The sequence below is a fragment of the Microvirga mediterraneensis genome, from assembly GCF_013520865.1.
GTDB classification, from domain to species: Bacteria; Pseudomonadota; Alphaproteobacteria; order Rhizobiales; family Beijerinckiaceae; genus Microvirga; species Microvirga mediterraneensis.
On sequence record NZ_JACDXJ010000001.1, the window covers coordinates 2210212 to 2236866 of the forward strand.

The 26655-nt window shown below is 63.0% G+C and carries 25 protein-coding genes; 13 read left to right on the forward strand and 12 right to left on the reverse strand.

Annotated elements, in window-relative coordinates; all coding sequences use genetic code 11:
• Positions 1 to 40: 40 nt before the first annotated feature.
• Both H0S73_RS10310 and H0S73_RS10315 read right to left on the reverse strand, forming a co-directional pair.
• The gene (locus H0S73_RS10310) at positions 41 to 475 is read right to left on the reverse strand and encodes a heme-binding protein (protein ID WP_181052089.1); all 435 of its coding nucleotides are present in this window, start codon (positions 473 to 475) and stop codon (positions 41 to 43) included.
• A 148-nt stretch (positions 476 to 623) separates the two neighbouring features.
• Positions 624 to 1850 (reverse strand): urate hydroxylase PuuD, encoded by a 1227-nt coding sequence (locus tag H0S73_RS10315; protein ID WP_181052090.1) that lies wholly within the window; start codon positions 1848 to 1850, stop codon positions 624 to 626.
• A gap of 206 nt (positions 1851 to 2056) precedes the next feature.
• Between H0S73_RS10315 and uraH the strand changes: the two genes are divergently transcribed.
• The 5 genes from uraH (at position 2057) to H0S73_RS10340 (ending at position 5334) form a co-directional block, all read left to right on the forward strand.
• The gene (gene uraH / locus H0S73_RS10320) at positions 2057 to 2410 is read left to right on the forward strand and encodes a hydroxyisourate hydrolase (protein WP_181052091.1); all 354 of its coding nucleotides are present in this window, start codon (positions 2057 to 2059) and stop codon (positions 2408 to 2410) included.
• 2 nt (positions 2411 to 2412) lie between these two features.
• Positions 2413 to 3855 (forward strand): allantoinase PuuE, encoded by a 1443-nt coding sequence (puuE, locus tag H0S73_RS10325; RefSeq protein WP_181052092.1) that lies wholly within the window; start codon positions 2413 to 2415, stop codon positions 3853 to 3855.
• 75 nt (positions 3856 to 3930) lie between these two features.
• A complete protein-coding gene (gene lysM, locus H0S73_RS10330; protein ID WP_181052093.1) occupies positions 3931 to 4377 on the forward strand; it encodes a peptidoglycan-binding protein LysM in 447 nt (148 codons plus the stop codon).
• 66 nt (positions 4378 to 4443) lie between these two features.
• On the forward strand, positions 4444 to 4761 hold the full coding sequence (locus H0S73_RS10335; RefSeq protein ID WP_181052094.1) for a rhodanese-like domain-containing protein: 318 nt from the start codon (positions 4444 to 4446) through the stop codon (positions 4759 to 4761).
• A 135-nt stretch (positions 4762 to 4896) separates the two neighbouring features.
• On the forward strand, positions 4897 to 5334 hold the full coding sequence (locus H0S73_RS10340) for a c-type cytochrome (RefSeq protein WP_181052095.1): 438 nt from the start codon (positions 4897 to 4899) through the stop codon (positions 5332 to 5334).
• A gap of 94 nt (positions 5335 to 5428) precedes the next feature.
• Here H0S73_RS10340 and H0S73_RS10345 read toward each other — a convergent pair whose 3' ends face one another.
• The gene (locus H0S73_RS10345; RefSeq protein WP_343058309.1) at positions 5429 to 8104 is read right to left on the reverse strand and encodes an AMP-binding protein; all 2676 of its coding nucleotides are present in this window, start codon (positions 8102 to 8104) and stop codon (positions 5429 to 5431) included.
• 331 nt (positions 8105 to 8435) lie between these two features.
• Between H0S73_RS10345 and H0S73_RS10350 the strand changes: the two genes are divergently transcribed.
• Positions 8436 to 9404: a c-type cytochrome gene (locus H0S73_RS10350; protein ID WP_181052097.1), complete on the forward strand. Its 969-nt coding sequence runs from the start codon at positions 8436 to 8438 to the stop codon at positions 9402 to 9404.
• Between the two features lie 627 nt (positions 9405 to 10031).
• On the opposite strand, the gene H0S73_RS10355 is transcribed toward H0S73_RS10350, so the two are convergent.
• Together H0S73_RS10355 and H0S73_RS10360 are read right to left on the reverse strand one after the other, a co-directional pair.
• A complete protein-coding gene (locus H0S73_RS10355) occupies positions 10032 to 10649 on the reverse strand; it encodes a helix-turn-helix domain-containing protein (RefSeq protein WP_181052098.1) in 618 nt (205 codons plus the stop codon).
• Between the two features lie 106 nt (positions 10650 to 10755).
• Positions 10756 to 11688, reverse strand: a complete 933-nt coding sequence (locus H0S73_RS10360; protein WP_181052099.1) for an EamA family transporter — start codon at positions 11686 to 11688, stop codon at positions 10756 to 10758.
• 204 nt (positions 11689 to 11892) lie between these two features.
• Between H0S73_RS10360 and H0S73_RS10365 the strand changes: the two genes are divergently transcribed.
• Positions 11893 to 12705: a UDP-2,3-diacylglucosamine diphosphatase gene (locus H0S73_RS10365; protein ID WP_181052100.1), complete on the forward strand. Its 813-nt coding sequence runs from the start codon at positions 11893 to 11895 to the stop codon at positions 12703 to 12705.
• Entirely contained in the window at positions 12705 to 13712 is a 1008-nt protein-coding gene (locus tag H0S73_RS10370; RefSeq protein ID WP_181052101.1) for a glycosyltransferase family 4 protein, read from the forward strand. Before H0S73_RS10365 ends, H0S73_RS10370 begins: the two co-directional genes overlap by 1 nt.
• Before the next feature lie 5 nt (positions 13713 to 13717).
• Here H0S73_RS10370 and H0S73_RS10375 read toward each other — a convergent pair whose 3' ends face one another.
• Complete coding sequence (locus H0S73_RS10375) at positions 13718 to 14218, reverse strand: hypothetical protein (RefSeq protein ID WP_181052102.1); 501 nt, start codon at positions 14216 to 14218, stop codon at positions 13718 to 13720.
• Between the two features lie 155 nt (positions 14219 to 14373).
• Here H0S73_RS10375 and H0S73_RS10380 point away from each other — a divergent pair, with 155 nt between their 5' ends.
• Positions 14374 to 15555, forward strand: a complete 1182-nt coding sequence (locus H0S73_RS10380; RefSeq protein ID WP_181052103.1) for an MFS transporter — start codon at positions 14374 to 14376, stop codon at positions 15553 to 15555.
• On the opposite strand, the gene dgcA is transcribed toward H0S73_RS10380, so the two are convergent.
• Positions 15525 to 16508, reverse strand: a complete 984-nt coding sequence (gene dgcA, locus H0S73_RS10385) for an N-acetyl-D-Glu racemase DgcA (protein ID WP_181052104.1) — start codon at positions 16506 to 16508, stop codon at positions 15525 to 15527. The two genes, H0S73_RS10380 and dgcA, sit on opposite strands and share 31 nt — an antisense overlap.
• An 80-nt stretch (positions 16509 to 16588) precedes the next feature.
• Between dgcA and H0S73_RS10390 the strand changes: the two genes are divergently transcribed.
• The 4 genes from H0S73_RS10390 to H0S73_RS10405 are packed head-to-tail and all read left to right on the forward strand — an operon-like array spanning position 16589 to position 20587.
• On the forward strand, positions 16589 to 17737 hold the full coding sequence (locus tag H0S73_RS10390; protein ID WP_281369156.1) for an ABC transporter permease: 1149 nt from the start codon (positions 16589 to 16591) through the stop codon (positions 17735 to 17737).
• A gap of 4 nt (positions 17738 to 17741) precedes the next feature.
• Positions 17742 to 18542 (forward strand): ABC transporter ATP-binding protein, encoded by an 801-nt coding sequence (locus H0S73_RS10395; RefSeq protein WP_181054302.1) that lies wholly within the window; start codon positions 17742 to 17744, stop codon positions 18540 to 18542.
• Between the two features lie 8 nt (positions 18543 to 18550).
• On the forward strand, positions 18551 to 19888 hold the full coding sequence (locus H0S73_RS10400) for an MlaD family protein (protein ID WP_181052106.1): 1338 nt from the start codon (positions 18551 to 18553) through the stop codon (positions 19886 to 19888).
• Positions 19889 to 19912: 24 nt separating this feature from the next.
• The gene (locus H0S73_RS10405; RefSeq protein ID WP_343058310.1) at positions 19913 to 20587 is read left to right on the forward strand and encodes an ABC-type transport auxiliary lipoprotein family protein; all 675 of its coding nucleotides are present in this window, start codon (positions 19913 to 19915) and stop codon (positions 20585 to 20587) included.
• A gap of 359 nt (positions 20588 to 20946) precedes the next feature.
• Here H0S73_RS10405 and H0S73_RS26345 read toward each other — a convergent pair whose 3' ends face one another.
• From H0S73_RS26345 to H0S73_RS10425, 5 genes are all read right to left on the reverse strand, one after another.
• Positions 20947 to 21315, reverse strand: a complete 369-nt coding sequence (locus tag H0S73_RS26345) for a transposase (protein ID WP_425488186.1) — start codon at positions 21313 to 21315, stop codon at positions 20947 to 20949.
• Positions 21316 to 21469: 154 nt separating this feature from the next.
• On the reverse strand, positions 21470 to 21697 hold the full coding sequence (locus H0S73_RS26350; RefSeq protein ID WP_425488221.1) for a transposase: 228 nt from the start codon (positions 21695 to 21697) through the stop codon (positions 21470 to 21472).
• A gap of 205 nt (positions 21698 to 21902) precedes the next feature.
• Positions 21903 to 23092, reverse strand: a protein-coding gene (locus H0S73_RS10415) for an IS3 family transposase (RefSeq protein WP_425488187.1) whose coding sequence is annotated in 2 segments (ribosomal slippage) — positions 21903 to 22840 and positions 22840 to 23092 — 1191 coding nt in all. Because the reading frame shifts where the segments join, the coding sequence is not laid out codon by codon here.
• A gap of 152 nt (positions 23093 to 23244) precedes the next feature.
• Positions 23245 to 25872 carry a hybrid sensor histidine kinase/response regulator gene (locus tag H0S73_RS10420; RefSeq protein ID WP_181052109.1) on the reverse strand — a complete coding sequence of 876 codons (2628 nt, stop codon included), beginning with the start codon at positions 25870 to 25872 and terminating at the stop codon, positions 23245 to 23247.
• Positions 25873 to 25920: 48 nt separating this feature from the next.
• Positions 25921 to 26604, reverse strand: coding sequence for a response regulator transcription factor (locus tag H0S73_RS10425; protein ID WP_181052110.1), 684 nt, complete (start codon positions 26602 to 26604; stop codon positions 25921 to 25923).
• Positions 26605 to 26655: the final 51 nt, after the last annotated feature.

The window sequence follows — 26655 nt, forward strand, 5'->3', positions numbered from 1 at the left end:
AAGATGAGGGATAGTAAAGGTTTAAAATTGTGAGGCGGCCTCAGGCCCCGGTGTCGAACACCAGTCCGGCGGCTTCGATGCCCCCGGCGGCGGCGATCTCGTCGTTGTCCGACGTGTCGCCCGAGACGCCCACGGCGCCGAGAACCCGGCCTTGGGCATCCTTGATCAGGACACCGCCCGGGACCGGGACGAGCTGTCCGCCGACCGCATGGGTGGCCGAGGCGACGAAGTAGGGCCGGTCGGTCGCCATCTTGTGCAGGGCGCGGGAGCCGACGCCGAGGGCGAGGGCGCCATAGGCCTTGCCCATGGCGATCTCGGCCCGCTTCAGGCTGGTCCCATCCTCCGACAAGAGTACCTTGAGAGCGCCGCGGGCGTCGTAGATGACGACGGACAGCGGCTTGAAGGCCTTCTCACGCGCGGTCTTGAGGGTTGCCGCGGCAATCTTCTGGGCGGTGTCCAGGGTGAGTTCGGTCACTTGGTTTCTCCGATGGATCTCAGGGTTGGGGACAGACGTACAGGGGCCGGATCAGCGGACGTGAATTCGACCTCACGTCCGCTGCTCGCAGGTGTGGTCTTGCCGCACCGTTGCAAGCAAAACCGGTTCCGACTTGCAGTTCGATGCGTCAGCGCGTGGCCGTGTCCTTGGCCGCCAGCCAGGTCGCCACGGCCCTGCGCTCGTCCAGGGTCATCTCGGTGATGTTGTTGGGCGGCATGGCGTGGGTCAGCACGCTCTGGACGCGGATGATCTCCGCATGGCGGGCGATCTCCTCCGGCGTGTCGAGGCGGACGCCCTTCGGGGCCGTCGTAATGCCGTCCCACACGGGCTCGGCCGCATGGCACATGGAGCAACGGGACTGGATGGTGAGCACGGCCTCGTCGAAGGAGGCGGTGACGGCGGCGGGCGTCGCCTTCGCGGGAGCCACCGCCAGATTGGCGTTCCCCGGCTTACCGAGGATCGAGAGCCAGATCGCCGCCCAGATGCAAAGCGCCGCCAGTGCCCAGGTCCACCAGGGCGATCCCTTGCCGGCGTGCTGCGAGTTAAAGAAGTGCCGGATCACGGCGCCCGCGATCACGATCAGACCGATGATGGCCACCGAGTAGCGCGACGACCATGCGAGCGGATAGTGGTTCGACAGCATCAGGAAGATGACCGGAAGCGTCAGGTAGTTGTTGTGCGTCGAGCGCAGCTTGGCTTCCTTGCCCAGTTTGGGGTCCGGCGATCCGCCCGCCAGCAGGGTCGCCACCACCTTGGTCTGGTTCGGGATGATGATGAAGAACACGCTCGCCGACATCCAGGTGGCGATCATAGCGCCCGTATGGAGGAAGGCCGCGCGGCCGTTGAACACCTGGGTGAAGGCGAAGGCGGCCAGCAGGATGTAGACGAAAAGAGCAACCCCGAGGACGATCCCGTTCTTGCCCAGGGGAGAGCGGCACAGGCCCTCATAGACGAACCAGCTCACCACGAGGCCGCCGATGCCGATGACGGGCGCCTGCCAGGGCGCCAGGGCCCGGACGCTGGGATCGATGGTGTAGAGATCGGCGTGGAGATAATAAACCCAGACGATGAGGAAGAAGCCGCTGATCCAGGTGGAGTAGCTCTCCCATTTGAACCAGGTCAGCTCCTTCGGCAGCTCGGGGGGCGCAACGAGATACTTGCGCATGTTGTAGAACCCGCCGCCGTGCACCTGCCAGGCCTCGCCGCCGACGCCTTCCGGCAGCCCCTCGCGCTTCTTGAGGCTGAGATCCAGATGGATGAAATAGAAGGACGAGCCGATCCAGGCTATCGCCGTGATCACGTGGATCCAGCGAATGATCTGGCTGATCCATTCGGAAATCTGCGGGTCGATCATGCAATCACTTGTGCGATAAGGGTACGTTTACCCTATGGCGGCGCCTCCGTTTGCGGAAGGCCCGGCCACGGGCTTTTTCAACAGGAACCCTGTCCCGGAAACCCGCCATTTCCGCAATGAGACTTATGGATGCGGCTTGACGCCGGGGCATAGGGCCGAAAGATGATCCAGGATCAACGGAAGCTGTTCGTCACCCGAGAGGTCACATGGGACGCCTGTCCACCCACGTACTGGATACCGCCAACGGCCGGCCCGCGCGCGGCGTCGCCATCGAGCTTTTCTCCCTCGAGGGTGAGCAACGGCGCTCAATCGCGCGTACGGTTACCAATGCCGACGGACGCACGGACGCGCCCCTGATGACGGGCGAGGCGTTCCGAACGGGAACCTACGAGCTCGTCTTCTCGGTCGGGGCCTATTTCAAGGCGCTCGGCACGGCGACCGCCGATCCGCCGTTCCTGGACACGGTCCCGATCCGATTCAGCCTCGCGGAGCCCGACGGGCATTACCATGTTCCGCTCCTCGTTTCGCCCTGGAGCTATTCCACCTATCGAGGAAGCTGACCTTGCCCGAGACAACCTATCCCCGCGACCTCGTCGGCTACGGCCGCAACCCGCCGCATCCGCGCTGGCCGAACGGAGCGCGGATCTGCGTTCAGTTCGTGATCAATTACGAAGAAGGCGGCGAGAACAGCATCCTCCACGGGGACCGCGCCTCCGAGGCGTTCCTGTCCGAGATCGTGGGCGCACAAGCATGGCTCGGCCAGCGCCACATGAGCATGGAGTCGATCTACGAATACGGCTCCCGCGCGGGCTTCTGGCGCCTGTGGCGGATGTTCACCGAGCGCGACATGCCCGTGACCGTCTATGGCGTCGCCACGGCCCTCATGCGCAACCCGGACGCGGTCGCGGCCATGAAGGAGGCCGATTGGGAGATCGCCAGCCACGGCCTGAAATGGATCGACTACCGCGACTTCTCGGCGGAGGAGGAGCGGGCGCACATGAAGGAGGCGATCCGCATCCACACGGAGGTGACCGGGGAGCGGCCCCTCGGATGGTATACGGGCCGCACCTCGGAGCACACCAACCGCCTCGTGGCGGAGGAGGGCGGGTTCCTCTACAGCGCCGATTCCTACGCCGACGAGCTGCCCTACTGGGAACAGCACGGCGACCGGCGGCAGCTGATCGTGCCCTATACGCTCGACGCCAACGACATGCGCTTCGCCACCCCGCAGGGGTTCAATGCGGGCGACCAGTTCTTCGCCTACCTGAAGGATAGTTTCGACACGCTCTATGCGGAGGGCGAGACGGCGCCGAAGATGCTGTCGGTCGGTCTCCATTGCCGCCTCGTCGGCCGCCCCGGCCGCGCCGCGGCGCTCGCCCGCTTCCTCGACTACGTCGCGTCCCATGAGCATGTCTGGGTGGCCCGGCGCATCGACATCGCCCGCCACTGGATCCGGCATCACCGCCCGGCCGATCTCAAGCCCAGCCGCATGAGCCGGATCCTGTTCGTCGATGTCTTCGGCGACATCTTCGAGCACTCGCCCTGGGTCGCGGAGCGCACCTACGACGCCGGGCTGACCACCGGGCAGGATACGGCCGAAGGGCTCCACGCCGCCATGGTCCAGGCGCTCTCGGAGGGAGCGCGCGAGCAGAAACTGGCCCTGATCAACGCCCACCCGGATCTCGCCGGGCGGCTGAAGCTCGCCGACCTCACGGCCGATTCCCGCAACGAGCAATCCTCCGCCGGCCTCGACAGTCTGACGGAGGAGGAGCGCAGCCGCTTCCTGAAGCTGAACGACGCCTACCGGCAGAAATTCGGCTTCCCCTTCATCATGGCCGTGAAGGGCCGCTCGAAGGACGAGATCCTCGCCGCCTTCGAGGAGCGCCTGGAGCACGACCCCGACCAGGAGTTCGACACGGCCATCGTGCAGATCGAGCTGATCGCCCTGCTCAGGCTGAAGGATCGCCTGCCGTCGCTGGCCGATGTCTTCTCGAACCTGGCCTGATCGGAACCCTGAGGGCAAATGTGCGTCTTCCTCCCAGCTTGGCCATGGTGAGCCGGGCGTCAGGAGGAGGACGACATGGGTCTGTTCAAGTTCATCAAAGAGGCAGGCGCCAAGATCTTCGGTGGAAGCGCCGCCGCGGCGACTCCCGAGAAGCTGCAGCAGGAGGTCCAGGGGCACGGGTTCGACGCCTCCAAGCTCGGGATCCAGGTCGAAGGCGACAAGGTGAAGCTGTCGGGCCAGGCCACCACCCAGGAAGAGGCCGAGAAGATCATCCTGTCCCTCGGCAATACCTATGGGGTGGCTGAGGTCGATACGAGCGAGCTTCAGGTCCAGCAGCCGGCGCAGGTCTCGACCATGTATACGGTCCAGAAGGGCGACACCCTCTGGGAGATCGCCGAGAAGCATTACGGCAAGGGCAAGGGCGCGAAATACACCGAGATCGTCAAGGCCAACTCCCCGCCGGTCAAGGACCCCGACATGATCCAGCCCGGCTGGGTGCTGCGGATTCCGCCATTGGCGTGAGCCGGGATCGGATTGGCTCCTCCCTGAGAAGCCGGTATGAGTGGCCCATCGCAGGGAGGAATGTCCATGAGTGAAGCGCCGAAAATCATCGATCTGGACCGGGAGGCCGTGAAGCAGGGGCTTCGGGACGGCTCTCTCGTTCTGGTCGATGTCCGCGAGCCGCAGGAATTCGCCGCCGGGCATATTCCCGGTGCCGTGTCCCATCCGCTCTCGACCTTCGACCCGTCCTCCCTGCCTGAAGGGAAGCGGATCGTGTTTTCCTGCGCGGCCGGCGTCCGCTCGGTCCGGGCCCTCGAATTCTCCCAGGCTTCCGGCCGCGATATCCGCGAGCACTACAAGGGCGGATTCAAGGACTGGATCGCATCGGGCGAACCCGTGGAGTGAAGAGGCAGGCTGGGCCATTCACAGAGATTTGTTCCAAGGTGGAGTGCTCAAGCTTCACGAGATATGCGCTAATGCCGGCCCGCTGACGGTGGTTCGTAGGGACGCCATCGGTCGCGCCCAACAGGGAAAGACAATATGAAGCGTACGATTTTTGCCGCCGGCCTCGTGGCCCTCGGGGTGAGCGCCGCCATCGCGCAGAGCGATGTCGTCGCGCAGCGCCAGGCGCTCATGAAGGAGATGGGGGCCCAGACCAGGCCCATCGGCGCCATGATGCGCGGCCAGGAGCCATTCGACCTCGCCAAGGTCCAGGCCGGCCTGAAGGTGCTGGCGGAAAACCCCGTGAAGTTCGTGGCCCTGTTCCCCGAGAACTCGAAGGATGCGCCCAAGACCGAGGCCCTCCCGGCCGTTTGGGAGAACAAGGCAAAGTTCGAGTCCTATGGAAAGAAGATGAGCCAGGATGCCCAGACGGCGATGGCTTCGATCAAGGACGAGGCCTCGTTCAAGACGGAGATGCCGAAGGTCCTCCAGAACTGCGGCACCTGCCACAACGAGTTCCGGAAGAAGAGCTCCTAAATCAGAGAGCGTGAAGATGGGCGGCCCTCGGGCCGCCCGTTTCATTCGGAGGTGGTTCGATGCGCAAAGCGCTCGCGAGCCCTTCGGTCAAGCGTCACGGCGACCGTTCCGATCCCTTGCCGAGATAAGTCGACAGGCGTGCGATCCGCTGCTGGAGATCCGACACGATGACCTTGGCGCCTATCGTCAAACAGTGATCGTGCCCGCCGGGAACCTCGACCACTTCGACGTTCGGGCTCATCCGAGACCACGAGCGGCCGTGATGGGTCGCCGCATAGAATACGACCGGTACATCGAGAGGCGCCGGCAGATAGCGTGACATCGCAATCGAATAGGCTTCCCACGTCGTCGAAGGACCAAGCGTGAAGTCCTCCCTGAACAGGCGGACATACGCCCTTTCGAGGATCTTCATGGGCGCCAGACGCCGCATCTTGGCAAGAGCCTGCATGGGCGTGAGAGAGAAGAACCGCTCCAATCTCGCCATCTGGTCATAGGCCCAGCCGACCCTGAGCGGCGACGCCTTAAGCCTCATGATCCTGAGGATCGTGCGCATGACAGGACGGGCGCAGACGGTCGGCGGGTCGACCATCGCAACCATGTCGACCTTGTGGCCCGCGGCCACCAGCAGGCGAGCCGTTTCGAAAGCCACCATCGCGCCGTTGCACTTCCCTCCCAGCAGGAACGGGCCGTTGGCCTGCCGCTCCAGGATCTGCGGCAGGCACGCGGCGGCCATTTCCTCGAAGGATGCCGGAATGGCTTCCCCGTGCAGTCCATGAGGGTTGATGGGGATGATGGGCTGACCGGATCCGAGAAGCCGTACCATTTTCCGGATCTGCAGGGCGCCGTTGTTGAAGTCGCCATGGAAGAAGAAAAGCGGTCGCGGGTCGTCAGCTCGGTGCGACCGAGCGCGGGAGACGGCCGTTTGCTCAGGCTCCGCGGTCAGCGTCGCGACGATCTGGCGGATGGTCGCGGCCTCGAACATGATTGTCTCGGGAATGCGGCGGCCGACGAGTCTTTCGGCCTCGATGAGCATCCCTGTCGCGAGAAGAGAGTCGCCGCCGCTCTCGAAGAAGTCGTCGTCGATCGTCAGCGTCTCGGAGCCGAGCAGCCTCCGCCACAGCTGCAACAGGTCGGCCTCCAGGTTTCGCGGATGCGAGCTCACCGATGTCTTCCCATCGGCCGAGGCAGCCTCCGCGAGCCGTCGCCGCTGAATCTTGCCCGTGACGCCCTTCGGCAACTGATCGCGGATTTCTATGCGGCGCGGGATCTTGAAGGACGTCAGCTTGTCCTGGAGAAACCGGCGCAGGTCCGAGGGTGTTGCGGAGGCCTCGGGACGAAGGACGACGGCAGCCGCGACGTCCTCGCCGAGCCGTGGGTGGGGCACGGCGAAGCTGGCTGCTTCGGCCACGGCCGGGTGGGACAGGAGCGCGGCGTCGATCTCGGCAGGGGCGATCTTTTCGCCGCCGCGGTTGATGACCTCGGCGAGGCGCCCGTGCAGGAGCAGAAAGCCGTCCTTGTCGAGGCTGCCGAGGTCGCCGGTGCGAAACCAACCATCCACGAAAGCGTCCCGATTGATGCCTGGAGCACCGAGATAGCCGGAGGTCAGCGTGGGACCGCGAACCCAGACCTCGCCCTGTTCCCCGGGGGGAAGCTTGTTCCCGTCTTCGCCTGCGATCATGACGGTGCCCGGCCATGGCCGCCCGCATGTACCGGGCCGGTTCAGGCCGGGCGGCGGCAGGTTGGCTGCGATCTGGGCGGCTTCGCTCAAGCCGTAATGTTCGAGGACGGGGATGCCGAGAGCGTTCTGCAACGCCTCCCGCACGCCACCCGGGAGCGGCGCGCCGCCGGAAACGACGAAGCGCAATGTATGCATCGACTGGATGTTGTCCGTACCCTTCGCCTGGTCGAGCACGGCGCGGTGCAGCGCAGGACCGGCCGAGTACCAGGTCGGGCGCAGGCCGTCGAACCATTCGGGCAGATCCACCGCTGTGGGATCGGCCGGGATCGCGATGCTGCCGCCCGAGAGCAAAGGCGTGAAGACGGTCACCTTCAGGCCATGGGAGTAGAAAGGCGGCGATACGCTCAGGCATCGATCGCGGCATGTAAGCCCGAACCAGATTTTCAGGCGCGCCGCCGCTGCCAGCATGTTGGCATGGGTGAAGGGGATCAGCTTCGGCTGCGCGGTCGTGCCGGAGGTCTGCAGGATGAAGGCGGGTGTGTCGGGAGTCGGATCGCCTTCGGGCGCTGGAGACGTCGAGGTCGGGAGCACCAGCGTCAGCCCGAGCCTGCCATCCTCGACGGGGGCGGCCTCGATGATCGTCAGATTCCGTTGCGCGGCGATGGACGACGCTTCGGGGAAGCCGTCGCGCAGCACCAGAAGGGCATCCAGGTGAAGGGCCTCGAGCTTGCCGTTCAGTTCTTCGGGCGTTTGCCGGGGATCGAAGGGGACGGCTGTCGCCGAGCAGGCGACGCCCAGGATGGCAAGAACAGCCTCCGGGCCATTGGGCATGAGCACGCCGATGCGGTCGCCGCAGGTGAAGCCGCCTCGGCGCAACTGACTGCGAAATTCGTCCAGTTGCAGGTGCAGGTCGCCGTATCCGAGAGGCGGAAACCGCGAGGAGATGATGGCCGGCTGCTCAGGATGCAGAGCCGCAACCGTTCGGATCGCGTGTCCTATGGTGAGATGAGTCTCCAGAGGAGTAACGTCGCCGGGTGCGGCTGAGGCAGGGGATTTTCCCAATGCCTGGAGGTTCTGGCTGATGGTTGTCACAGGTGCCCCCACCGTGTTGCTGTGGCACTTGATTGTATTCGCGAACGTTTGAAAAACGTCCTGCCTTAACGATCTAGTCCATCCGGTACCACCAAAGTGCCCGTGAATACCCGGAGGTATGAGTAACAGCATAGGGGACGCGTGGCCGTGGGGGCAGCGGCGGCGGGCATGGCAGCCGGCGGCTGACGGGCCGTTCCGACGCGGCCGCACCGACCAGGGCCGGGAGAGCAAGGATGGGGCCCCTCCGGTTTCACTTCTTCGTGGGCGGAAGAATTCCCATGTGGCTTGAAGCTTGAGCAGCATCTAACCTCTCGGGAGGAGACCTCCCCGCATGAAGCGTATCTTTGTTGCCCTTATCGTGATCGTCGCATTAGCCGGGGCCATCCTCTGGTATCTGACGGACCCCGCCCGGCAGATGGCGAACCTCGGATCGATGCCGACAGGGCAGCCGGATTTGGAGAATGGCCGCAATCTGTTCTTCGTCGGCGGGTGCACGTCCTGCCATGCAAGGCCGAACGACCCTGACAAGCTGAAGCTCGGAGGAGGCTATGCGCTGAAATCGCCCTTCGGCACCTTCCACGTCCCGAATATCTCGCCCCATAAGACCGACGGCATCGGGGCTTGGTCCCTCGAGCAGTTCGTGGCGGCAATGCGATTCGGAATCATCCCCAAGGTTCAGGCTGCAAGCGCCTCCGCGAGCGAGCCGAGGCACACGACCTGTTGCGACAATGCCTACCCGGCCTTTCCCTATACGAGCTATCAGCGGATGAGCCGGGAGGACCTGCGGGACCTCTTCGCCTTCATCATGACGCTTGCGCCTGTCGAAGGTCGTGCTCCCGATCACGAGCTGCCTTTTCCCTATAACATCCGCCGCGGTGTCGGCCTGTGGAAGCTCGCTTTCCTGGACGGGAAGGTCTTCGAGCCGGATCCGTCCAAGCCGGCAATCTGGAACCGGGGCGCCTTTCTGGTGAACGGGCCGGGGCACTGCGCCGAATGCCACAGCGAGCGCAACGCCGCGGGCGCCATCATCGAAGACCGGCGCTTCGCTGGCGGACCCGACCCGGAGGGCAGGGGTATCGTTCCCAACATCACTCCGCATCCGACCGGCATCGGAGGCTGGACGCAAGATGACCTCGCGACCCTGTTGAAGACGGGCGAGACGCCGAATTTCGACACGGTCGGCGGGCCGATGGGCGCCGTGGTGGCCAACACGGCCCATCTGTCCGAGGCGGATCGTCAGGCCATGGCGGAATACCTCCTGTCCCTGCCTCCGAGGCCAGGCTTCAAGAAGCCGGAATAGGGCTTTCCGAGAATCATGCGCGACCACTCCCGCCTTTCTGGAGGTGGACGCTTCAGGTTCTGACACCTTCATCGTCATGGCCGGCCTCGTCCCGGCCTCGCACGTTTTGCTTGCCATCCCTCCGGCCTCATCCTGAGGAGGTCGCAGAGCGACCGTCGCGAAGGAGGGGCTGGAGAGCCCTGGAGGCGCCCTGGACGATCCTTCGAGACGCCGCTGCGCTGCTCCTCAGGATGAGGCCGGAGAATGTCATCGGGGCGATGTTATGTTCTCACTTTGTTCTTGACAGGGCGGATAACCTTGGCTATATCGTTGCCCTAGATCTGCTCTGACGAGGGGCGCGCTCGCGAGGCGTCGCAAGAGTGAGAGCAGGCACGGTCCCGCCGCAGGCCTCGCAATCCTGTGGTCGCGGGAGGTCGACCTTGGGGGCTCCCCAGCTGGTCCACCTGAAAAGAACCGTGCGTGACGAGCAGTTCGGCTCTTCCATCAACACACACGAGCGAGCCGGGCTGCCCGACGCGCCACCCTCGAACCCGAAAGGCTCGCAGCGCAAGCTGCGGGCCCCAAGGGGCTGGCTCTTTGACACGAAATGAATAACGCCGTTTGCAGGGACCGGACCGTATCCGGGTCTTAATCCATCACGGCAGCCTTGAGGATGCACACCATGGTGGCGCGTCCGGGCGCGTTGCCGACGCAGCGTACCGAATGGGGGCGGTCGCAGCGGTAGCGCAGGCTCTCGCCGGCCTTCGCCTGCTGGGTCACGCCGCCGACTTCCACTTCGAATTCTCCCTCCAGGACCGAGAGGCATTCCACCGAGCCGCGCTGGTGGCTGTCGGAATCGAGCACGCCGCCGGGCTCGGACTGCACGTCGTACCATTGCAGCCACTCGATGGTCTTGAGCCAGCCGATGATGGCGAGCCGCATCTTGCCGTCCTCCGACACGAGGATCGGGGTGTCGGCCTTGGAGGACTTCTCGATGAAAGGCTCCTCGTCGCCAGAGGCGAGAACACGCTCGATCGACACGTCCAGGGCCTGGCTCAGACGCCAGATGGTGGCGAGCGTCGGGTTGGTCTCGTTGCGCTCGATCTGGCTGATGATCGACTTCGCGACGCCGGATTGCTCGGCGAGTTCCGACAGGGACAGGTTGTAGGCCTTGCGCAACCGCTGGATGGTCTTTCCCATGTTGCCGGACAGAACCTGTGCGCCTGTTTCCAGCTCCCGGTTCCGCTCTTTGCCCTCGACGCCCATGACTGCCTCTGTTCCGTAAAAGAGAACATTCGTTCCTCAAAACGGTTGTGGGGTAATCGCCGGGATGGGTCAAGCGCCTGCGGCGCCGTAGCGTTTCGTTTTCGGTTCAGACACCCGGCCTTTGGGGCGTGGCCTGCAGCTCTTTCGTTCGCAGGGGCCCGAGCCGGTGTTCGCGCCAGACGATGAACAGGCCGGTCGCGGCCACGATGGTGGCCCCGGTCAGGACGGTGAAGGTCGGCAGGTCGCCGAACATGAACCAGCCGAACAGGAGCGCCCAGATCATCGTCGTATATTCGAACGGCGCGATCACGGACGTATCCGCGTAGCGATAGGATTGCGTCACCAGGATCTGCCCGACGCCGCCCAGGATGCCGATGAGAATGAACAGCGCGAGGTCCGGACCATCGGGCATGCGCCAGCCCAGGGCGATGGTGCAGAGCGAAAGGCCCGACGCCATGATGAAGAAATAGAACACGATGGCGCCGGTCTTCTCCGTCTCGGTCAGACGACGGACCTGGATCATGGCGCCGGCCGAGCAGAAGGCGCCGGCGAAGGCCAGCATCGCGCCGAGGGTCGGCCCCGCATTCAGGTCTCCGCCGAAAGTGCCGACATTCAGATAGGGCGACAGCATGATCAGCACGCCGACGAATCCGATGCCGACGGCGGTCCACCGGTAGGCGCGCACGGTTTCCTTGAGCAGAAGCGCCGCCAGGATGACGGCCATGAGTGGCGAGGCGTAGCCGATGGCAATGGCGTCGTGCAGGGGCAGGTAGGAGAGAGCGGCGAAGCCGAGATACATCGCGCCCGTGCCGATGAAGCCGCGCTTGAAATGGCCGACCACGTTCTTCGTCCGCACCGCATTGATGAGATCCCCCTGCCACTTCAGCCACAGCAGCAGCGGCAGCAGCGCGAAGGCCGAGCGGAAGAAGACGATCTCGCCGACAGGATAGCGGGAGGAGAGGGTCTTGAGGGTCGCCGACATCATCGTGAAGACGACGGCGGAGATGACTTTGAGGGAGATCCCCAGAAGAGGTTTCACAGGAGGAGGATTTTCACGGATGGCGTCGCTTGAAGCTTGCAACCAACCACGGACAAGCTCCTTCGTGAACCCCTAATCGACGCGAAACCCCTGCGCCGGACGCATGGGACATGTCCGCCGTCACAAATTTGCAGGAAATCCGTCATGGGGACGAGATGCGAATCCGGTTTGGCTGCTTGAACAGCAAGCCCGCCGGAGAAGCCCATGGCTCAGGATGTGAATGCTCTGCGCGTACGGACCCTGTTCCTGTCCGATCTCCACCTGGGCACGAAGGGGTGCCAGGCCGGGGCGCTGCTCGAATTTCTCAAGGCCTACGATGCCGATACGATTTATCTCGTCGGCGACATCGTGGACGGCTGGCGCCTGAAATCAGGCTGGTATTGGCCGCAGGCCCATAACGACGTCCTGCAGAAACTGATGCGCAAGGTCCGAAAGGGGGCTCGCCTCGTCTACCTTCCCGGCAACCACGACGAATTCCTGCGCGACTATATCGGGGTCAATCTCGGAGGCATCGAGCTGGCGGATTATGCCTTGCATGAAACGGCGGACGGCAAGCGCTACCTCGTGATCCACGGCGATCAGTTCGACCTGGTGGTCCGGCACGCCCGCTGGATCGCCCTGCTCGGAGACGGAGCCTATGCGGCCGCTCTCTTCGTCAACACCCACCTCAACATCGTGCGGCGACGCCTCGGCCTGACCTATTGGTCGCTGTCGTCCTGGGCCAAGCTGAAGGTGAAGAACGCGGTGAACTACATCAGCCGCTTCGAGGAGCTTCTGGCCGCGGAAGCCCGGCGCCAGGAAGCCGACGGCGTGATCTGCGGCCATATCCACCATGCGATCATGCACGACCAGTTCGGCGTGGCCTACGTGAATACCGGCGACTGGGTCGAGTCCTGCACGGCGGTGGTCGAGCATTACGACGGCTCCTTCGAACTGATCCGGTGGAGCGATGTCCAGCGCGAGGCGGCCAGGGACCAAGGTCTCGTCGAGGTGACGATCAGAGGGAAGGCCGCCTGATGCGCCTGCTGATCGCAACCGATGCTTGGCATCCCCAGATCAACGGGGTGGTGCGTTCGCTGGAATACATGGCGGCCGAGGCGCCGCGCTTCGGCGCCGAGGCCGTGTTCGTCACGCCCGAGCGGTTCCGATCCATTCCCATGCCGACCTATCCGGAAATCCGCCTTTCCCTGGCCGGGCCCGGCTCCCTGGCGGATCTCCTCGATGAGATCCGGCCGACCCATGTCCACATCGCCACGGAAGGGCCCATCGGCCTGGCGACGCGGCTCGCCTGCATCCGCCAGGGACGCGCCTTCACCACGAGCTACCACACGCGGTTTCCGGAATACGTGGCGGCGCGGACCGGAATCCCCGAGGCATGGTCCTACGGAGCCCTGCGGCGCTTCCACCGGGCAGCCCGCGCCATGATGGTGAGCACCCCCTCCCTGGAACGGGAGCTGACGGGGCGCGGCTTCCGGAACATCCTGCGCTGGACCCGGGGTGTCGACACGGTCCTGTTCCGGCCCAGAGGCGAGCGGATCCTGGACGCTTCCGCGCCCGTCTTCCTTTATGTCGGACGGGTCGCGGTCGAGAAGAACCTGGACGCCTTCCTGAGCCTCGATCTGCCCGGCACGAAGGTGGTCGTTGGGGACGGGCCTTCCCGCCTGGAGCTCGAGCGGCGATATTCTGATGTCCGCTTTCTCGGTTCTCTCACGGGCGAAGACTTGGCGCGGGTCTATGCCTCCTCGGACGTCTTCGTCTTTCCGAGCCTCACCGACACCTTCGGCATCGTGCTGATCGAGGCTTTGGCCTCGGGGCTGCCGATCGCCGCCTTTCCGGTCACGGGACCGCTCGACGTGATCGGGTCTTCGGGCTGCGGGGTCCTCAAGGCCGATCTGCGGGAGGCCGCTCTGGCGGCTCTCGCCATTCCGAAGGATCGCTGCCGGGCTTATGGCGAGACCTTTACCTGGCACGAAAGCGCCCGGCAGTTCTTCGCCAATATCGAGAAGGCCCATTCCAGGGCATAGCCTGCCTACATCAGGAAGGCGGGGCGCGGGTGGGAATGCGGGGCCTTCTCAGCCTCGAAAGGGCCGGTTTTTATCGAGACTCCGGTCCGTTCGATTTCGACCCGGGTGAGATCGATCATGCCCTGGATCTCGCGTTCCAGGTCCTGGAGCGTCGACACCATGAGCCGGATGCGCCGTTCGGCCGCTTCCTGAAAGGCGGCCTCCGGGAGAGAGGTCATGGGATCGCCGGTCTCCAGGGCCGGAAAGGAGCGGACCTCCTCCTTGGTCTGCCGGATCGAGGCGGCCATTGTCTCCAGGCAAGCCCTGAACGGCTCGACCGTCCTGGCCTCCAGGGGCAAGGCCTTCAGGCGCTCCACGGCCTCGAGCACGGCCTGCGTATCCGCATTGCGGTTGCGCCGGGCATATTCCTTCAGGAACCACCGGCCACGCGCCGTCTCCATGACGGCCGCTTCAATGGTGTTGAAATCCAGATCGCCGAACGTGACGTGCATGTCTTCATCGGGCATGGTAACACAATCCATGTTTGCCGGGTTTGATTCCTGTCTCCAACAGATGTGTGCAAACTGCCTGCAAGCTCAACCCCTGTAAGGCTTTCAGTGGGAGTCTTGCACCGCGTTCTTTGTTCGGCCCCATTTTTCCATTTCAGAAGATCAGAGCCCTGATGCATCCGTTCAAAGCACTGGAAGTTCGCCTGGGTGCGTTGCAGGCCGCCAGTTTCACCAGTCACGGGATGTACCTCCCGTTCTTCCCGCTCTGGCTTCAGAGCAAGGCTCTGTCGCCGACCGTGATCGGTTTCGTGGTCGCTATCCCCATCGTCATGCGGATCCTGGCGACGGCGCCGCTCATGAGCCTCGCAGACCGGTCTTTCGGGGCACGACGGTTGCTTCTGGCCAGCCATTTCGGTCAGCTGATCGGTTTTCCGCTCTTTCTTCTCGTCGATGCTACCTGGGCCATCATTGCCCTGGTGGCTCTCGTCGCGGTCGCGCAGTCCTGCATCATTCCGGGCAACGATCTCGTCTCCACCAACGCGGTGCAGAAGCATCCCGGCTTGAACTACGGCCGGATCAGGGGCTCAGGCTCCGTGGCGTTCTTCATTACCAACATCGTGGGCGGGTATCTGGTCGGCGCCTTCGGGCCGGATGTCGTGATCATCGCCCTGACCGTCATTCCGATCCTGGGGATCACGGCCACCCTGGTGGCCGTTCCGAACGAGGCTCCCGAGCATTCAAGCCACGGCGACGTGCAGAAAGCGGATGAGCCTGCCAGGCTGTCCAGGATCCTCTGGCTGGTCCTGATCGCCGGGGCGGTGACGCAGGCGAGCCATGGGGCGCTCAATGCCTTCGCCAGCATCTATTGGCGTTCCGTCGGCTTCTCCGATGCCGTCATCGGCTATTTCTGGGCGGCCGGGGTTGTCGCCGAGATCCTGGTCTTCATTTATCTCGGCCGTCATGTGGGCCGGAACTCGGGCATCGGCCTGATCATGCTTGGATCGGCTGCGGCGGCCATCCGCTTCACCATCATGTCCCTGCAGCCGGGAACGGAGGTCATGTTCGTGCTGCAGACCATGCACAGCCTGTCCTTCGCCGCCACCCATATCGGCACCATGGCGGCACTGGCGGCATTCGCGCCCATGACGGCAAAGGGACGGGCGCAGGGGATCTATGGCTCCTTGGCAGCCCTGACGACCGCGGCATCGACGGTCGTCAGCGGCCTCATCTACAGCGAAGCGGGTTCCGGCGTCTTCGCCGCGATGGCTCCCTTGGGAGCCGTAGGGTTCGTCCTGATGCTGATGGCCACCCGCCTTCAGAAGAATCAACCCCAGAGCGCAGGCTCCGGCGGGTAGACGATGCTGCCTTCATAACGCAGGCCCGGCTCCCGGTCCCTGGCGAGGAGGAGAGGGCCGTCGAGGTCCACGAAACGGGCGCGGGGGGCGAGCACGAGGGCCGGCGCCATGGCGAGCGAGGTGCCGACCATGCAGCCGATCATGAGCGAGAAGCCCTTGGCTTCCGCCGCATCGGCCAGGGCCAGCGCTTCCGTCAGGCCGCCGGTCTTGTCGAGCTTGATGTTGATGACCTCGTAGAGTCCGGTCAGCCGGTCGAGGCTTGCCCGGTCGTGCACGCTCTCGTCGGCCAGGATCGGGACAGGGCGCGAGATACGTCTCAGATATTCGTCGGCCTTGGCGGGCAGGGGCTGTTCCACCAGGGCATAGCCCTCGTCCGCGCAGGCGGCGAGGTGCGCTTCCAGGTTATCCTCGGTCCAGCCCTCGTTGGCATCGGCGATCAGGGTTGCCTGGGGGGCGGCGCGGCGGACGGCTCTGATCCGCTCGATGTCGCCGTCGGGAGCACCGAACTTCACCTTGAGGATCGGCCGCTGCGCCGCCCTGGCGGCCGCTTCCGCCATTTCTTCGGGCGTGCCGAGGCTGATCGTGTAGGCCGTGGTTGCCGGCGGCCAGCGGGTCAGCCCCGCGGTCAGATGGGCGCGGATACCGGAACGTTTGGCATCGAGATCCCAGAGGGCGCAGTCGACCGCGTTCCGCGCCGCTCCCGCAGGCATCAGGTTCTGAAGAGCTTCTCGCGTCAGCCCCGCCTCGATCTGGGGGGCAATGGCCTCGATGGCCGCGGCCACGCCCTCGACCGTCTCGCCGTAGCGGGGGTAGGGCACGCACTCGCCATGCCCGACGGTGCCGCCCTCGGAGATCGTTGCCGTCACGACGACCGCCTCGGTCCGGGAGCCGCGGGCGATCGTGAACTTCCCGGCGATGGGGAAACGGTCGATGGAAACGGTGAGCTTACGCATTCTCTTCGGTCTCTGCTTAACTTCGTCTCGACTTGTGGCGCAACGACACGCTATCACCAAGCGGAATCAACGCCGAAGGGATGATCGTGGCGCAGGGCACCTTGGCTCGAGAGCCGGAAGTCACAATCGACCGTGCCGGGAGGCCGATGACGGTCCGGCTCGCCGGTCCATGGACGGCACCGCATGCCCAGAAGGTCGAGGCCCTGGCGGACGAGATCGGTGCCGAGGCCGAGAGCTTTCCCCTCGTCCTCGATCTGAGTGGGGTCGAGCGTCTCGACACTCTCGGCGCCTGGACGCTCAATCGGGCCCGGCACGAGCTGTCCGCCAAGGGGCAGGTGGATTTTGCCAATGCCTCGCCCGAGCAGAAGATCCTCCTCGACGAGGCCTCCTACCGGGACTTTCAGGGCGAGCCGAAGCCAAAGCACTCCCGTTTCGTGGATTTCCTCGTCGATGTGGGCCAGAGCGTCGCCGGAGCCGGCAAGGATATGGTCGGCGGCGTCGGCTTCCTGGGCGAGCTCGTCTCGGCGATGATCCGCGTGATCCTTCATCCCAGCCGTTTCCGGGGCACGGCCGTGATCAATCAGCTGGAGCAGATCGCCTATCGCGGCGTGCCGATCATCGTCCTGATCTCGTTCCTCGTCGGCTGCATCGTGTCGCAGCAGGGCATCTTCCAGCTGGTGAAATTCGGCGCGACGCCCTTCGTCATCGACCTGATCGGCATCCTGGTCCTGCGCGAGCTCGGCGTGCTGCTGACCTCCATCATGGTGGCGGGCCGCTCGGGGTCGGCCTTCACGGCCGAGATCGGCTCCATGAAGATGCGGGAAGAGATCGATGCCCTGCGGGTCATGGGGCTCGATCCCATCGAGGTTCTCATCGTCCCGCGCATCATGGCGCTGGTGATCGGCCTGCCGCTCCTGAGCTTCATCGCGTCCATCGCGGCGCTCGTCGGAGGCGGGCTCACGACCTGGGTCTATGGCGATATCAGTCCGGACATCTTCCTGAACCGCCTCCGTGCTGCCGTGGGGATGAACACCTTCCTGGTGGGCATGATCAAGGCACCGTTCATGGCCCTGGTGATCGGCATCATCGCGACCCTGGAAGGCCTGGCAGTAGCCGGTTCCGCCGAATCCCTGGGCCGCCACGTCACATCCTCGGTGGTGAAGGCCATCTTTATGGTCATCGTGCTCGATGGCCTCTTTGCCATGTTCTTTGCAGCGATAAATTATTGAGATGATGCTCGAACGCCGCCACCCCGATTCCCTGGAGAACCGCGACGTGATCATCCGCGTCCGCGGGGTCGAGGTCGGCTTCGGAGACAGGACGATCCTGAAGGGCCTCGATCTCGACGTCTATCGCGGAGAGATCCTGGGCTTCGTAGGCGGCTCTGGCCAGGGCAAGTCGGTCCTGACCCGGGCCATCCTCGGGCTCGTCCCCAAGCGGGCAGGCACCATCGAGGTGCTGGGCCAGAACCTCGATGAACTCTCCGCCGAGGGGCGCCGCCAGCTGGAGCGGCACTGGGGCGTGTTGTTCCAACAGGGCGCCCTGTTCTCGGCCCTCACCGTGAAGCAGAACATACAGGTTCCGATGCGGGAATACCTGCACCTGTCGGACCGGCTCCTCGACGAACTGGCGATGCTCAAGATCGAGATGGTGGGTCTCAATCCCGACGCGGCCGACAAGCTGCCCTCGGAACTGTCCGGAGGCATGATCAAGCGCGCGGCCCTCGCGCGGGCTCTGGCCCTCGACCCTGAGATCGTTTTCCTCGACGAGCCGACCTCGGGCCTCGATCCTATCGGCGCCGGCGAGTTCGACGACCTTATTGCGACGTTACAGCGGACTTTAGGCCTGACCGTATTCATGGTAACCCATGACTTGGACAGCCTCTATTCGGTTTGCGACCGCATAGCAGCTCTGGGCGAGGGAAAAATTCTCGCGGAGGGTCCCATCGAGGTGATGCTGGAATCGAATCACCCGTGGCTCCGCTCTTACTTTCATGGAAAACGGGCACGCGCGGTCATGGCCGGCGGCGCGTAAGGGCAAAGATGGAAACGCGTGCAAACTACGCCTTGATCGGCCTCTTCACCCTGGCGGTGATCGCAGCCGCCTTCGGCTTCGTCTACTGGTTCTCCGGAGGGGAGCGGGGACAGGCGCGCCAGAACATCCGCATCGTGTTCTCCGGCTCGGTGTCCGGGTTGTCCCAGGGATCGAGCGTGTCCTTCAACGGCCTGCGGGTCGGCGAAGTGACGAGCCTCGACCTCCTGCCGGAAGATCCCCGCCGCGTGGTCGCCATCGCCACGGTCAACAGCAACACGCCGATCCGTTCCGACACGCGGGCCCGCCTGGAGTACCAGGGGCTGACCGGCGTAGCCAATGTCGGCCTGTCGGGCGGCGAGGCGGGCGCTCCGCCCCTGGTGGCCGGCCCGGGCCAGCCCATGCCGACGATCTTCGCCGACCGTTCCGATTTTCAGGACCTCATCGAGACCGCGCGCAACATTGCCCGCCGGGCCGACGACGTGCTCGAGCGCGTGGGGCGGGTTATTGCGGACAACGAGGGATCCATCAACCGCACGGTTCAGAACGTGGAGCGCTTCTCCCAGGCCCTGGGCGAGAATGCCGAGGGCATCGACCGCTTCCTGGCCCAGGTCGGGCAGGCGGCCGAGAAGGTGGGGCCGCTCGCAGAGAAGCTTGAGACCCTGGCGACGAATGTCGATGAGGTGGTCCGCTCCGTCGATCGCCAGCGGGTCGCCCGCATCGTCGAGAATGTCGACAACTTTACCACGGCGCTTGGAGAGAACCGGCAGGTCGTGAGCGACGCCCTCAAGGATGCGGCGAGCCTGATCGGACGGTTGAACGAGACTGCGCCGAAGCTCGATTCGGCCGTGGCCGAGATCGCAGCAGTCACCAAGGCTATCGATCCGGCCAAGATCGGCCGCACGGTCGACAACGTGGATACCTTCACTCAAACTCTGAGCCGTCGCAGCCCGGATATCGATAAGGCCATCCAGGAAGCGCGCTCCATCACCGAGAAGCTCAACAAATCGGCCGACAAGATCGACAGCGTGCTGGCGGGGGCCGAGAAGTTCCTCGGCTCTGCCTCTGGTGAATCCGGCAAGGGAGCCTTCGACGAAATCCGCGCGGCGGCCGTGGCCGTGCGCGAACTCGCCACCGACCTCAACACCCGAACCGAGGGCATTCAAGGCATCCTCGGCGGCGTCAACCGGTTCACGGAGTCGGGTTTGCGGGAGTACGAGGCTCTGGCCGTGGAAGGGCGCAAGACGCTGGGCGACATCAGCCGCGCGGTCCGCAGCATCGAGCGTAATCCACAGCAGTTTATTTTCGGTGGCAGTCCCAATCTCCCCCAATACAATGGACGCCGTTAAGTAACCTTCATGCGTGGATCCCCAGTGTCACCTTCCCAGACTGAACGAGCCGGCCTGCTCCGGGGCCTTGCCCCAGTGCTGGTTCTGGCTGCCTTGACCGGCGCCTGCTCGTCAGGTCCCGCACCGGCGACCTTCGACCTCTCGGCCCCGACCTCCCGGATCCGGGGAGCGGCCGGCGTTCAGGTTCTGGTCAACGAACCCGCAGCCCTCCAGGCGCTCTCGACCCAGCAGATCCTGGTAAAGGATGCGAGCGGCTCCGTATCCTTCATTGGGGGAGGGCAGTGGGCCGATAACCTGCCGCGCCTGATCCAGACACGCCTGATCAATACGTTCGAGAACGCCTCACAGCTCAGGGGCGTGTCCCGCCCGAGCAGCGGCGCCGTGGCCGATGTTCAGCTCATCTCGGAGCTGCGCCGGTTCGAGATCGCGACTCCCGAGAATGAGGCCGTGGCCGAGATCTCCGTGAAGATCGTCGCCGATCAGAATGGCCGCATCGTCAACGGCCGCATCTTCCGCGCCCGGGTCCCCGCCAGCGCCGTGGACGCCCCGAACGCCGCCCGCGCCCTCGACGAGGCTCTGTCGGCCGTCATGCTCGACATCGTGCGCTGGGTGAGCGGAAGCCATCTGCCCCGGCGCGAGGAACCCGGCGATGTCAGCAGCCAATCGCAGATGCCGGCCAGAGAGCAGGCGCCGACCTGACGGGGGTTGGCCAACATTCCAGACCATCTTTCACGCTCCGAGCATGGCGAGACCCGATTGTTTGTGTCTGTTCATCGGCCGCTCCTATATAGACGGCAAGAGTGAGATGGTCCGGTCGAATTGGCTTTTTGAGAACGGCAAGGTTCGGGCGTTCATGAACGCGGTGCTAATTGGGCCAATCCAACCCATCAAATGCAGATTGTGTGCGTGGAGTTCGGCAAAGCGGGGCGTTCGGTCAGGTTGGCTAAGCGGCTTCGCGGAGTAGATTCTCCTTGTGCTCCTTCAGGTCCTCCATATTGAGGCCGCTGTGCGCCTCAAGCCAGTTCTTGTGGGTTGCCACCGCTAGGTGGTGTGGACATTTATCGTAGCCATAAGACAATAGCTGCGAGAGTGACGACGGCTAGGTAGTTCCTGGCCGTTTTCTCGAAGCGTGTGGCGACGCGACGGAACTGCTTGAGCTTTGAGAAGCAACACTCGATGAGGTGGCGCTGAGCATAAAGATGCTTGTCGAGCGGGTGCTTGTGGGCGCGCGACGGATTGTTCGGGAACACGGCGACAGCGCGCTTTGCGGCAAATTTCTGACGCCGGCGATCGAAGTCATAGGCGGCATCGGCCATCACCACTTGGGCGGGCAGTCCCCCCACCAGTAGATCGGCATGGGGCGCGTCACCGGAATGGCCAGCGGGTGAGGCGGAAGCGAACGGGACAGCCCGGCCCCTCACCGCCATGTGGATCTTGGTGCTCAGGCCACCGCGTGAGCACCAAGGGCCTGATCTTCAGGCCCCCTTTTGGTCCCGTCCGCATGCGGGTGAGCGCGCACGGTGGTCAATCGACGATCAAGTATTCGAAGTCCGGATCGTCCGATAGGGCTATGAACATGCGCTACCAGACCCCTTTGGCGCTCCAGCGACTGAACCGATGAAAGGCACTGTTCCACTCGCCGAACACCGCGGGCAGATCGCGCCAAGGCGAGCCGGTACGCACGATCCATAGAACGCCCTGGTCAAACATCCGGTTGTCGCGGCCCGTCAAGCCCTTCTGGTCGGGACGACCGATGATCAGCGGCGCGAGCTGCGCCCAGTGATCATTGTTGAGCCCCAAGCGGTCCATCACACCCAAGAGAGCCTCCAAAAGGCAATCTTGAATTACAGTTAGACTCTCCAGGATAACCTAAGAGCCCACACCGCCCAGCGGAACCGATGCCTCAAAACGAAACGTGCGCGATTTTATGTCTCGCGCACGCTTGATACGTCTGAGTCGTTCTGGCCCTTATCCCTGCTCTGAAACAGGGGGGCATTGACCTGCCACCGAAGCTTCATCCAATGGCGTTTAGAGCCTCGACCGGTGATAGGCCGCATGGCGCGACAGGAGCAAGGGGCCAGCGCGCGGAGCCTGTCCGTTGCGCAGCGCGATGGTCCCTTGCGGTTCGTAGGGCTTTGGAGAACGCCTGCGGCGTCTGATAACCCAAGGAAGAGTGGGGTCTCTCGGTGTTGTAATCCTCGACCCAGGCGGCGATCAGCTCGCGGGCATGATCCAGTCCGAAGAACAGGCTCTCGTTCAACAGTTCATCGCGCATGCGGCCGTTGAACGACTCGATGTAGCCGTTCTGCATCGGCTTGCCTGGGGCAATGTAATGCCACTCGATCCGGTGCTCGGTGCACCAGGCGAGGATGGCATTCGAGGTCAGTTCGGTGCCGTTATCGGACACAATCATCCCCGGCGTGCCGCGTCGCTCAATCAGGGTCGTCAGCTCCCGGGCGACCCGCTTGCCTGAGATCGAGGTGTCGGGGATCGCCGCCAGGCACTCCCGTGTCACGTCATCGACGACGTTCAGAATGCGAAAGCGCCGGCCGTTCGCGAACTGGTCATGGACAAAGTCCAGCGACCAGCGCGCATTGGCCTTCGCCTCCACCAGAATGGGCGCTCGCGTGCCGACCGCCCGCCGACGTGCCTGACGTTTGCGAACGCCCAGACCCTCCTCACGGTAGAGGCGGTAGATCCGGTTGAGACCCGCCGTCTCGCCCTCACGCCGAAGCAGCACGAACAGCCGCCGATAACCAAACCGACGCCGTTCCCGCGCCAGGTCACGCAGGCGGCCGCGCAAGACGGCATCGTCCGGCCGGCATGAGCGGTATCGGATCGTGCTTCGGTCAGCCCCGATCAGGGTACAGGCCCGCCGCTCCGACAGGCCGAAGCCGGCCTGCAGGTGCGCGACGGCTTCGCGCTTCGCGGCGGGCCCTACCACTTTTTTGAGAGGAGATCGCGCAGGGCCGAGGCATCCAGCATGGATTCGGCTAACAGCTTCTTCAGTCTGGCGTTCTCGTCTTCCAGCGCCTTGAGGCGCTTGGCGTCCGAGACGTCCATGCCGCCGTACTTGGCCTTCCAGTTATACAGGGTGGCTTCCGACATGCCGTGCTTGCGGCACAGATCGGCCGCCTTTGCCCCAGCCTCCTGCTCGCGCAGGATCCCGATGATCTGTTCTTCCGTAAACCGTGAACGCTTCATGGTCCGTCCTTATGATGGGCCGGACTCTAACTCCAGTTGGAGGGAAATCTCAGGGGCAGGTCAGAGGAAACCGCCCCCTACTTCATGGGCGTACTCTGTCTCGCCGCGACTCATGACTAGATTAAGATCTAACAGGACGTAGTTCGCAGAGATTATCCTATCCGCATAAGGACAGCCCTAACTTCATTCGCGGCTTGGCATGCGCTTTTGAGGGGACCCGATAGCCTCACGCCGTTGTTGCAGGCTTGCTCGAGTTCGGTGCATTTCCTCGCAAGGTCTGAGAAACCCAGAAGAGCAGCTTGCGAGATAAGTGAGTGAGCCTGTTTGGCGAGCTGCTCGCGGTCCAGAGATTTGCTTTCCTTCGCAATCAGGACCTGCAACTGCTCGTCCAATCGGGCTAGCCACAATCCGACCCGCTCAGGACCCATCATGCTCCGGAATTCCAAGAAGCTTTTCTCGTCGAAGCCGGAACTGGCGATGCTTGCTGTGGTAGTAGCAAGTGGCTTGTCTTGAATGGTTTCAGGTTGCTCGCTGACAGGCAACCACTCGCCAAGTTTTCGGAGCAAGTCCTCTCGCTTCATGGGCTTGCCGATATGATCGTCCATGCCAGCTCGCTTGAACTGCCTGACTTGCTGAGGCAATACGTTCGCTGTCATTGCGATGATCGGAACACTGCTCAGGGGAGGGGGCAATGCACGGATTGCCTGCGTGGCCGCAAGTCCATCCATGCCAGGCATCTGTACGTCCATCAATACAAGGTCATAGGTCTTGCGTCGAACGGCCTCTATGGCTTCGCTCCCGTTCCAGGCGATATCGACCTCGTGGCCCTCGGCTTCGATCAGAAATTTCGCGAGCTCCTGGTTGACTTCTATATCCTCGGCCAAAAGAATTCGAGATGGTTTCGCTTTTGGAGTATTCGCGATGAGGTTCTGTGGGGCGAGAGTATACTCACCACGCGGCAGCGATAGCTCTATCCAGAATATTGATCCGCGACCCTCTTCACTTTCGACGCCGATCTCGCCGCCCATCAGTTCGACCAAACGTTTCGAGATGGCGAGCCCGAGGCCAGTTCCCCCGAACTCGCGACTGATGGAATGGTCGATTTGAGAAAAGCGCTTGAACAGGCGATCGCGCTTCTCAGATGGGATCCCGATCCCGGTATCGATAACGGAGATCTGAAGGGATTCGCCCTGGGGCGATGAACCCTTATACTGCGCGCGAACCGTAATTTGGCCCTCACGGGTGAATTTGACCGCATTGTTTAGAAGATTGAGCAGGATCTGGCGAAGGCGCGTTTCATCGCCGACAAGGATGCTGGGGATGTCGGAATCCCATTCGGTCCGAAGCTCGACTTCTTTTTTCTCAATGATGCTGCTGACGATCGAGACAGTATTGTCGATAAGAGCAATGAGTGAAAATGGCTCTTGTTGAAGGACGATTTGATCGGCCTCGATGCTTGATAAATCCAGGACATCATTGGCGACGGTCAAAAGGGCTGAGGCTGAGATCTGGATCAACTCTGCATATCGACGCTGCTGTACATCGAGATCCCCATCAAGAAGGCGCTCCGTATAGCCAATGATGCCGTTCAGGGGTGTGCGAAACTCATGACTCATGGTCGCCAGGAAGTCGGTCTTCGCATTGTTGGCGAGTCTTGCTTCGTCTAAAGCTCTTTCTGCAATGTTCTTTGCCGCCATGAGCTCATGCTCACGGTCGGATACCACCTTCCCCATGCGGTTGAGGACCCGTCCAAGAAGTCGAACCTCGCCAGCGCCGCCCTCCGGATACACTACGGTGAAATCTCCGTGTTCGAGAGCCCTGGCGGTATAAATCAGGTCGCGCAATGGACGGAGGATAAGCAGTTCCGCTCCAAGGATGCCCAGAATGATGGATCCGCCGATAATAAGCGTGATCAGGCTCAAGCGGAAACGAAGGACGCCATTGATCTCCCCGATAACCGAGTTGTGATTGATGCCGAGTGCAAGGACGGCATTCGTATATGGAAGCGGTCGAAAGACGAACAGGCGAAGTTTTCCACTCAGATCTGGAACTTCGTTCACTCCCTGAGGCTGGGCGATGGCTCTCTGCGCCGCAGGACGATTGCCTATACTTGTTCCAATGAGATCGCCCATGGGCGGATAATGCATGAGAAGCATTCCATCTTGGTCGATCAGGAACATGCTGATGTCCGCAGGGAAGCCATCCTGCGCCGAGGCACCGAGAAAGAGATTTGATGCAATCTCCAAAGAAAGAATGCCGGTTACCTGCCCATCATGGATGATCGGAAATGCGGCCGTCATCGTCAGGGTGCCGGTCTTCTGGTCGGTTCCGAGATCGCCAAGGGCAAAGGCACGCTCCTGAATGGCCCTTTTGTAGGACTCACGGCCGCTCAGGTCGGCGTTCTTGATGGCAGGCGTGTCTGCGCAAATCACATTGCCTGTGAGATCGGAGAGCTGAAGTGAGGTCGCCCATTGATGGATCGTGACGTGACGTGACAGGATCGCGTCACATGCAGAACCGCCAGCTCGAACCTCCGGCATGTCGGCAATGACGCTCAACACGACTTGAGCGTCATCAACGATTTTGCGCTGGTTGGTTACGGCGTAGGAGGCAAAGAACTCAGCACGTTCATGAGTAACACGAATAGCCCAGTCACGTTCGTTGCCGGCAAACTGAACGAGAGCAGCCACCAGGGGGGCAAGAGCAGCAACGCCGATGAGGAGAAACCGCCAAACGAGACTTCTATGATGCAGCCATCCTATCGCGGCTTTCCTGGGCATGTGATTCCTGTCCGTCAGCTCGCGCCCTTATGGATGTTCTCGATCTATTCAATGAGCGTGAGCTGAATGAGAATCGCCCAGGTATGCGCGTGTGGCCGCAACGGCCGCTGCCGCCCGGTTGTTGACGCCGAAATGCCGAAAGATCGCTGCGAGATGGACTTTCACAGTTCCTTCGCCGAGCTTGAGAGCCAATGCGATTTCCTTGTTTGATTTGCCCTTTATGAGCAGTTCAAGAACCTCTTGCTGGCGTCTTGTAAGCATGTAGACGGGATCGGCCTCGTCCGTCTCCACGAGACCACGTTTTTCATGGACCTCTTCCTCCGAGATGGCATCAACGTCCGCTAGCAAGGAGGGGACATACAGATTCCCTTCGAGGACGGCTCGGAGCGCTCCCGTCAATTCCGCAACGCTGAGGCTTTTGGGAACGTATCCGTGAACGCCGGCTTCGAGTGACGAAAGAATATCGCGGCGAGATTGGGAGCCAGAGACGACCGCAACCCTTGCGTTCGGAAAATTCTCACGAACCATGCGCAGGTTCGTCAGCGTGGTCATTCCAGGCATTGAAAGATCGAGCAACGCCACGGAAACGTCAGAGTTGCGATCGAGAAGTTCGAGAGCTTCGTTGAGGGATCCTGCCTCAATAATCTGCGAGAATCCGAGCTGCGTCGTCAGGATCGCACTGACTGCCATTCTAAAGTAACTATCGTCGTCGGCGATAAGACCTATACGCATGGCCTTCTCCAATGCTTGCGCCAAATCACAATCACAGTTGAACCCAAAGTG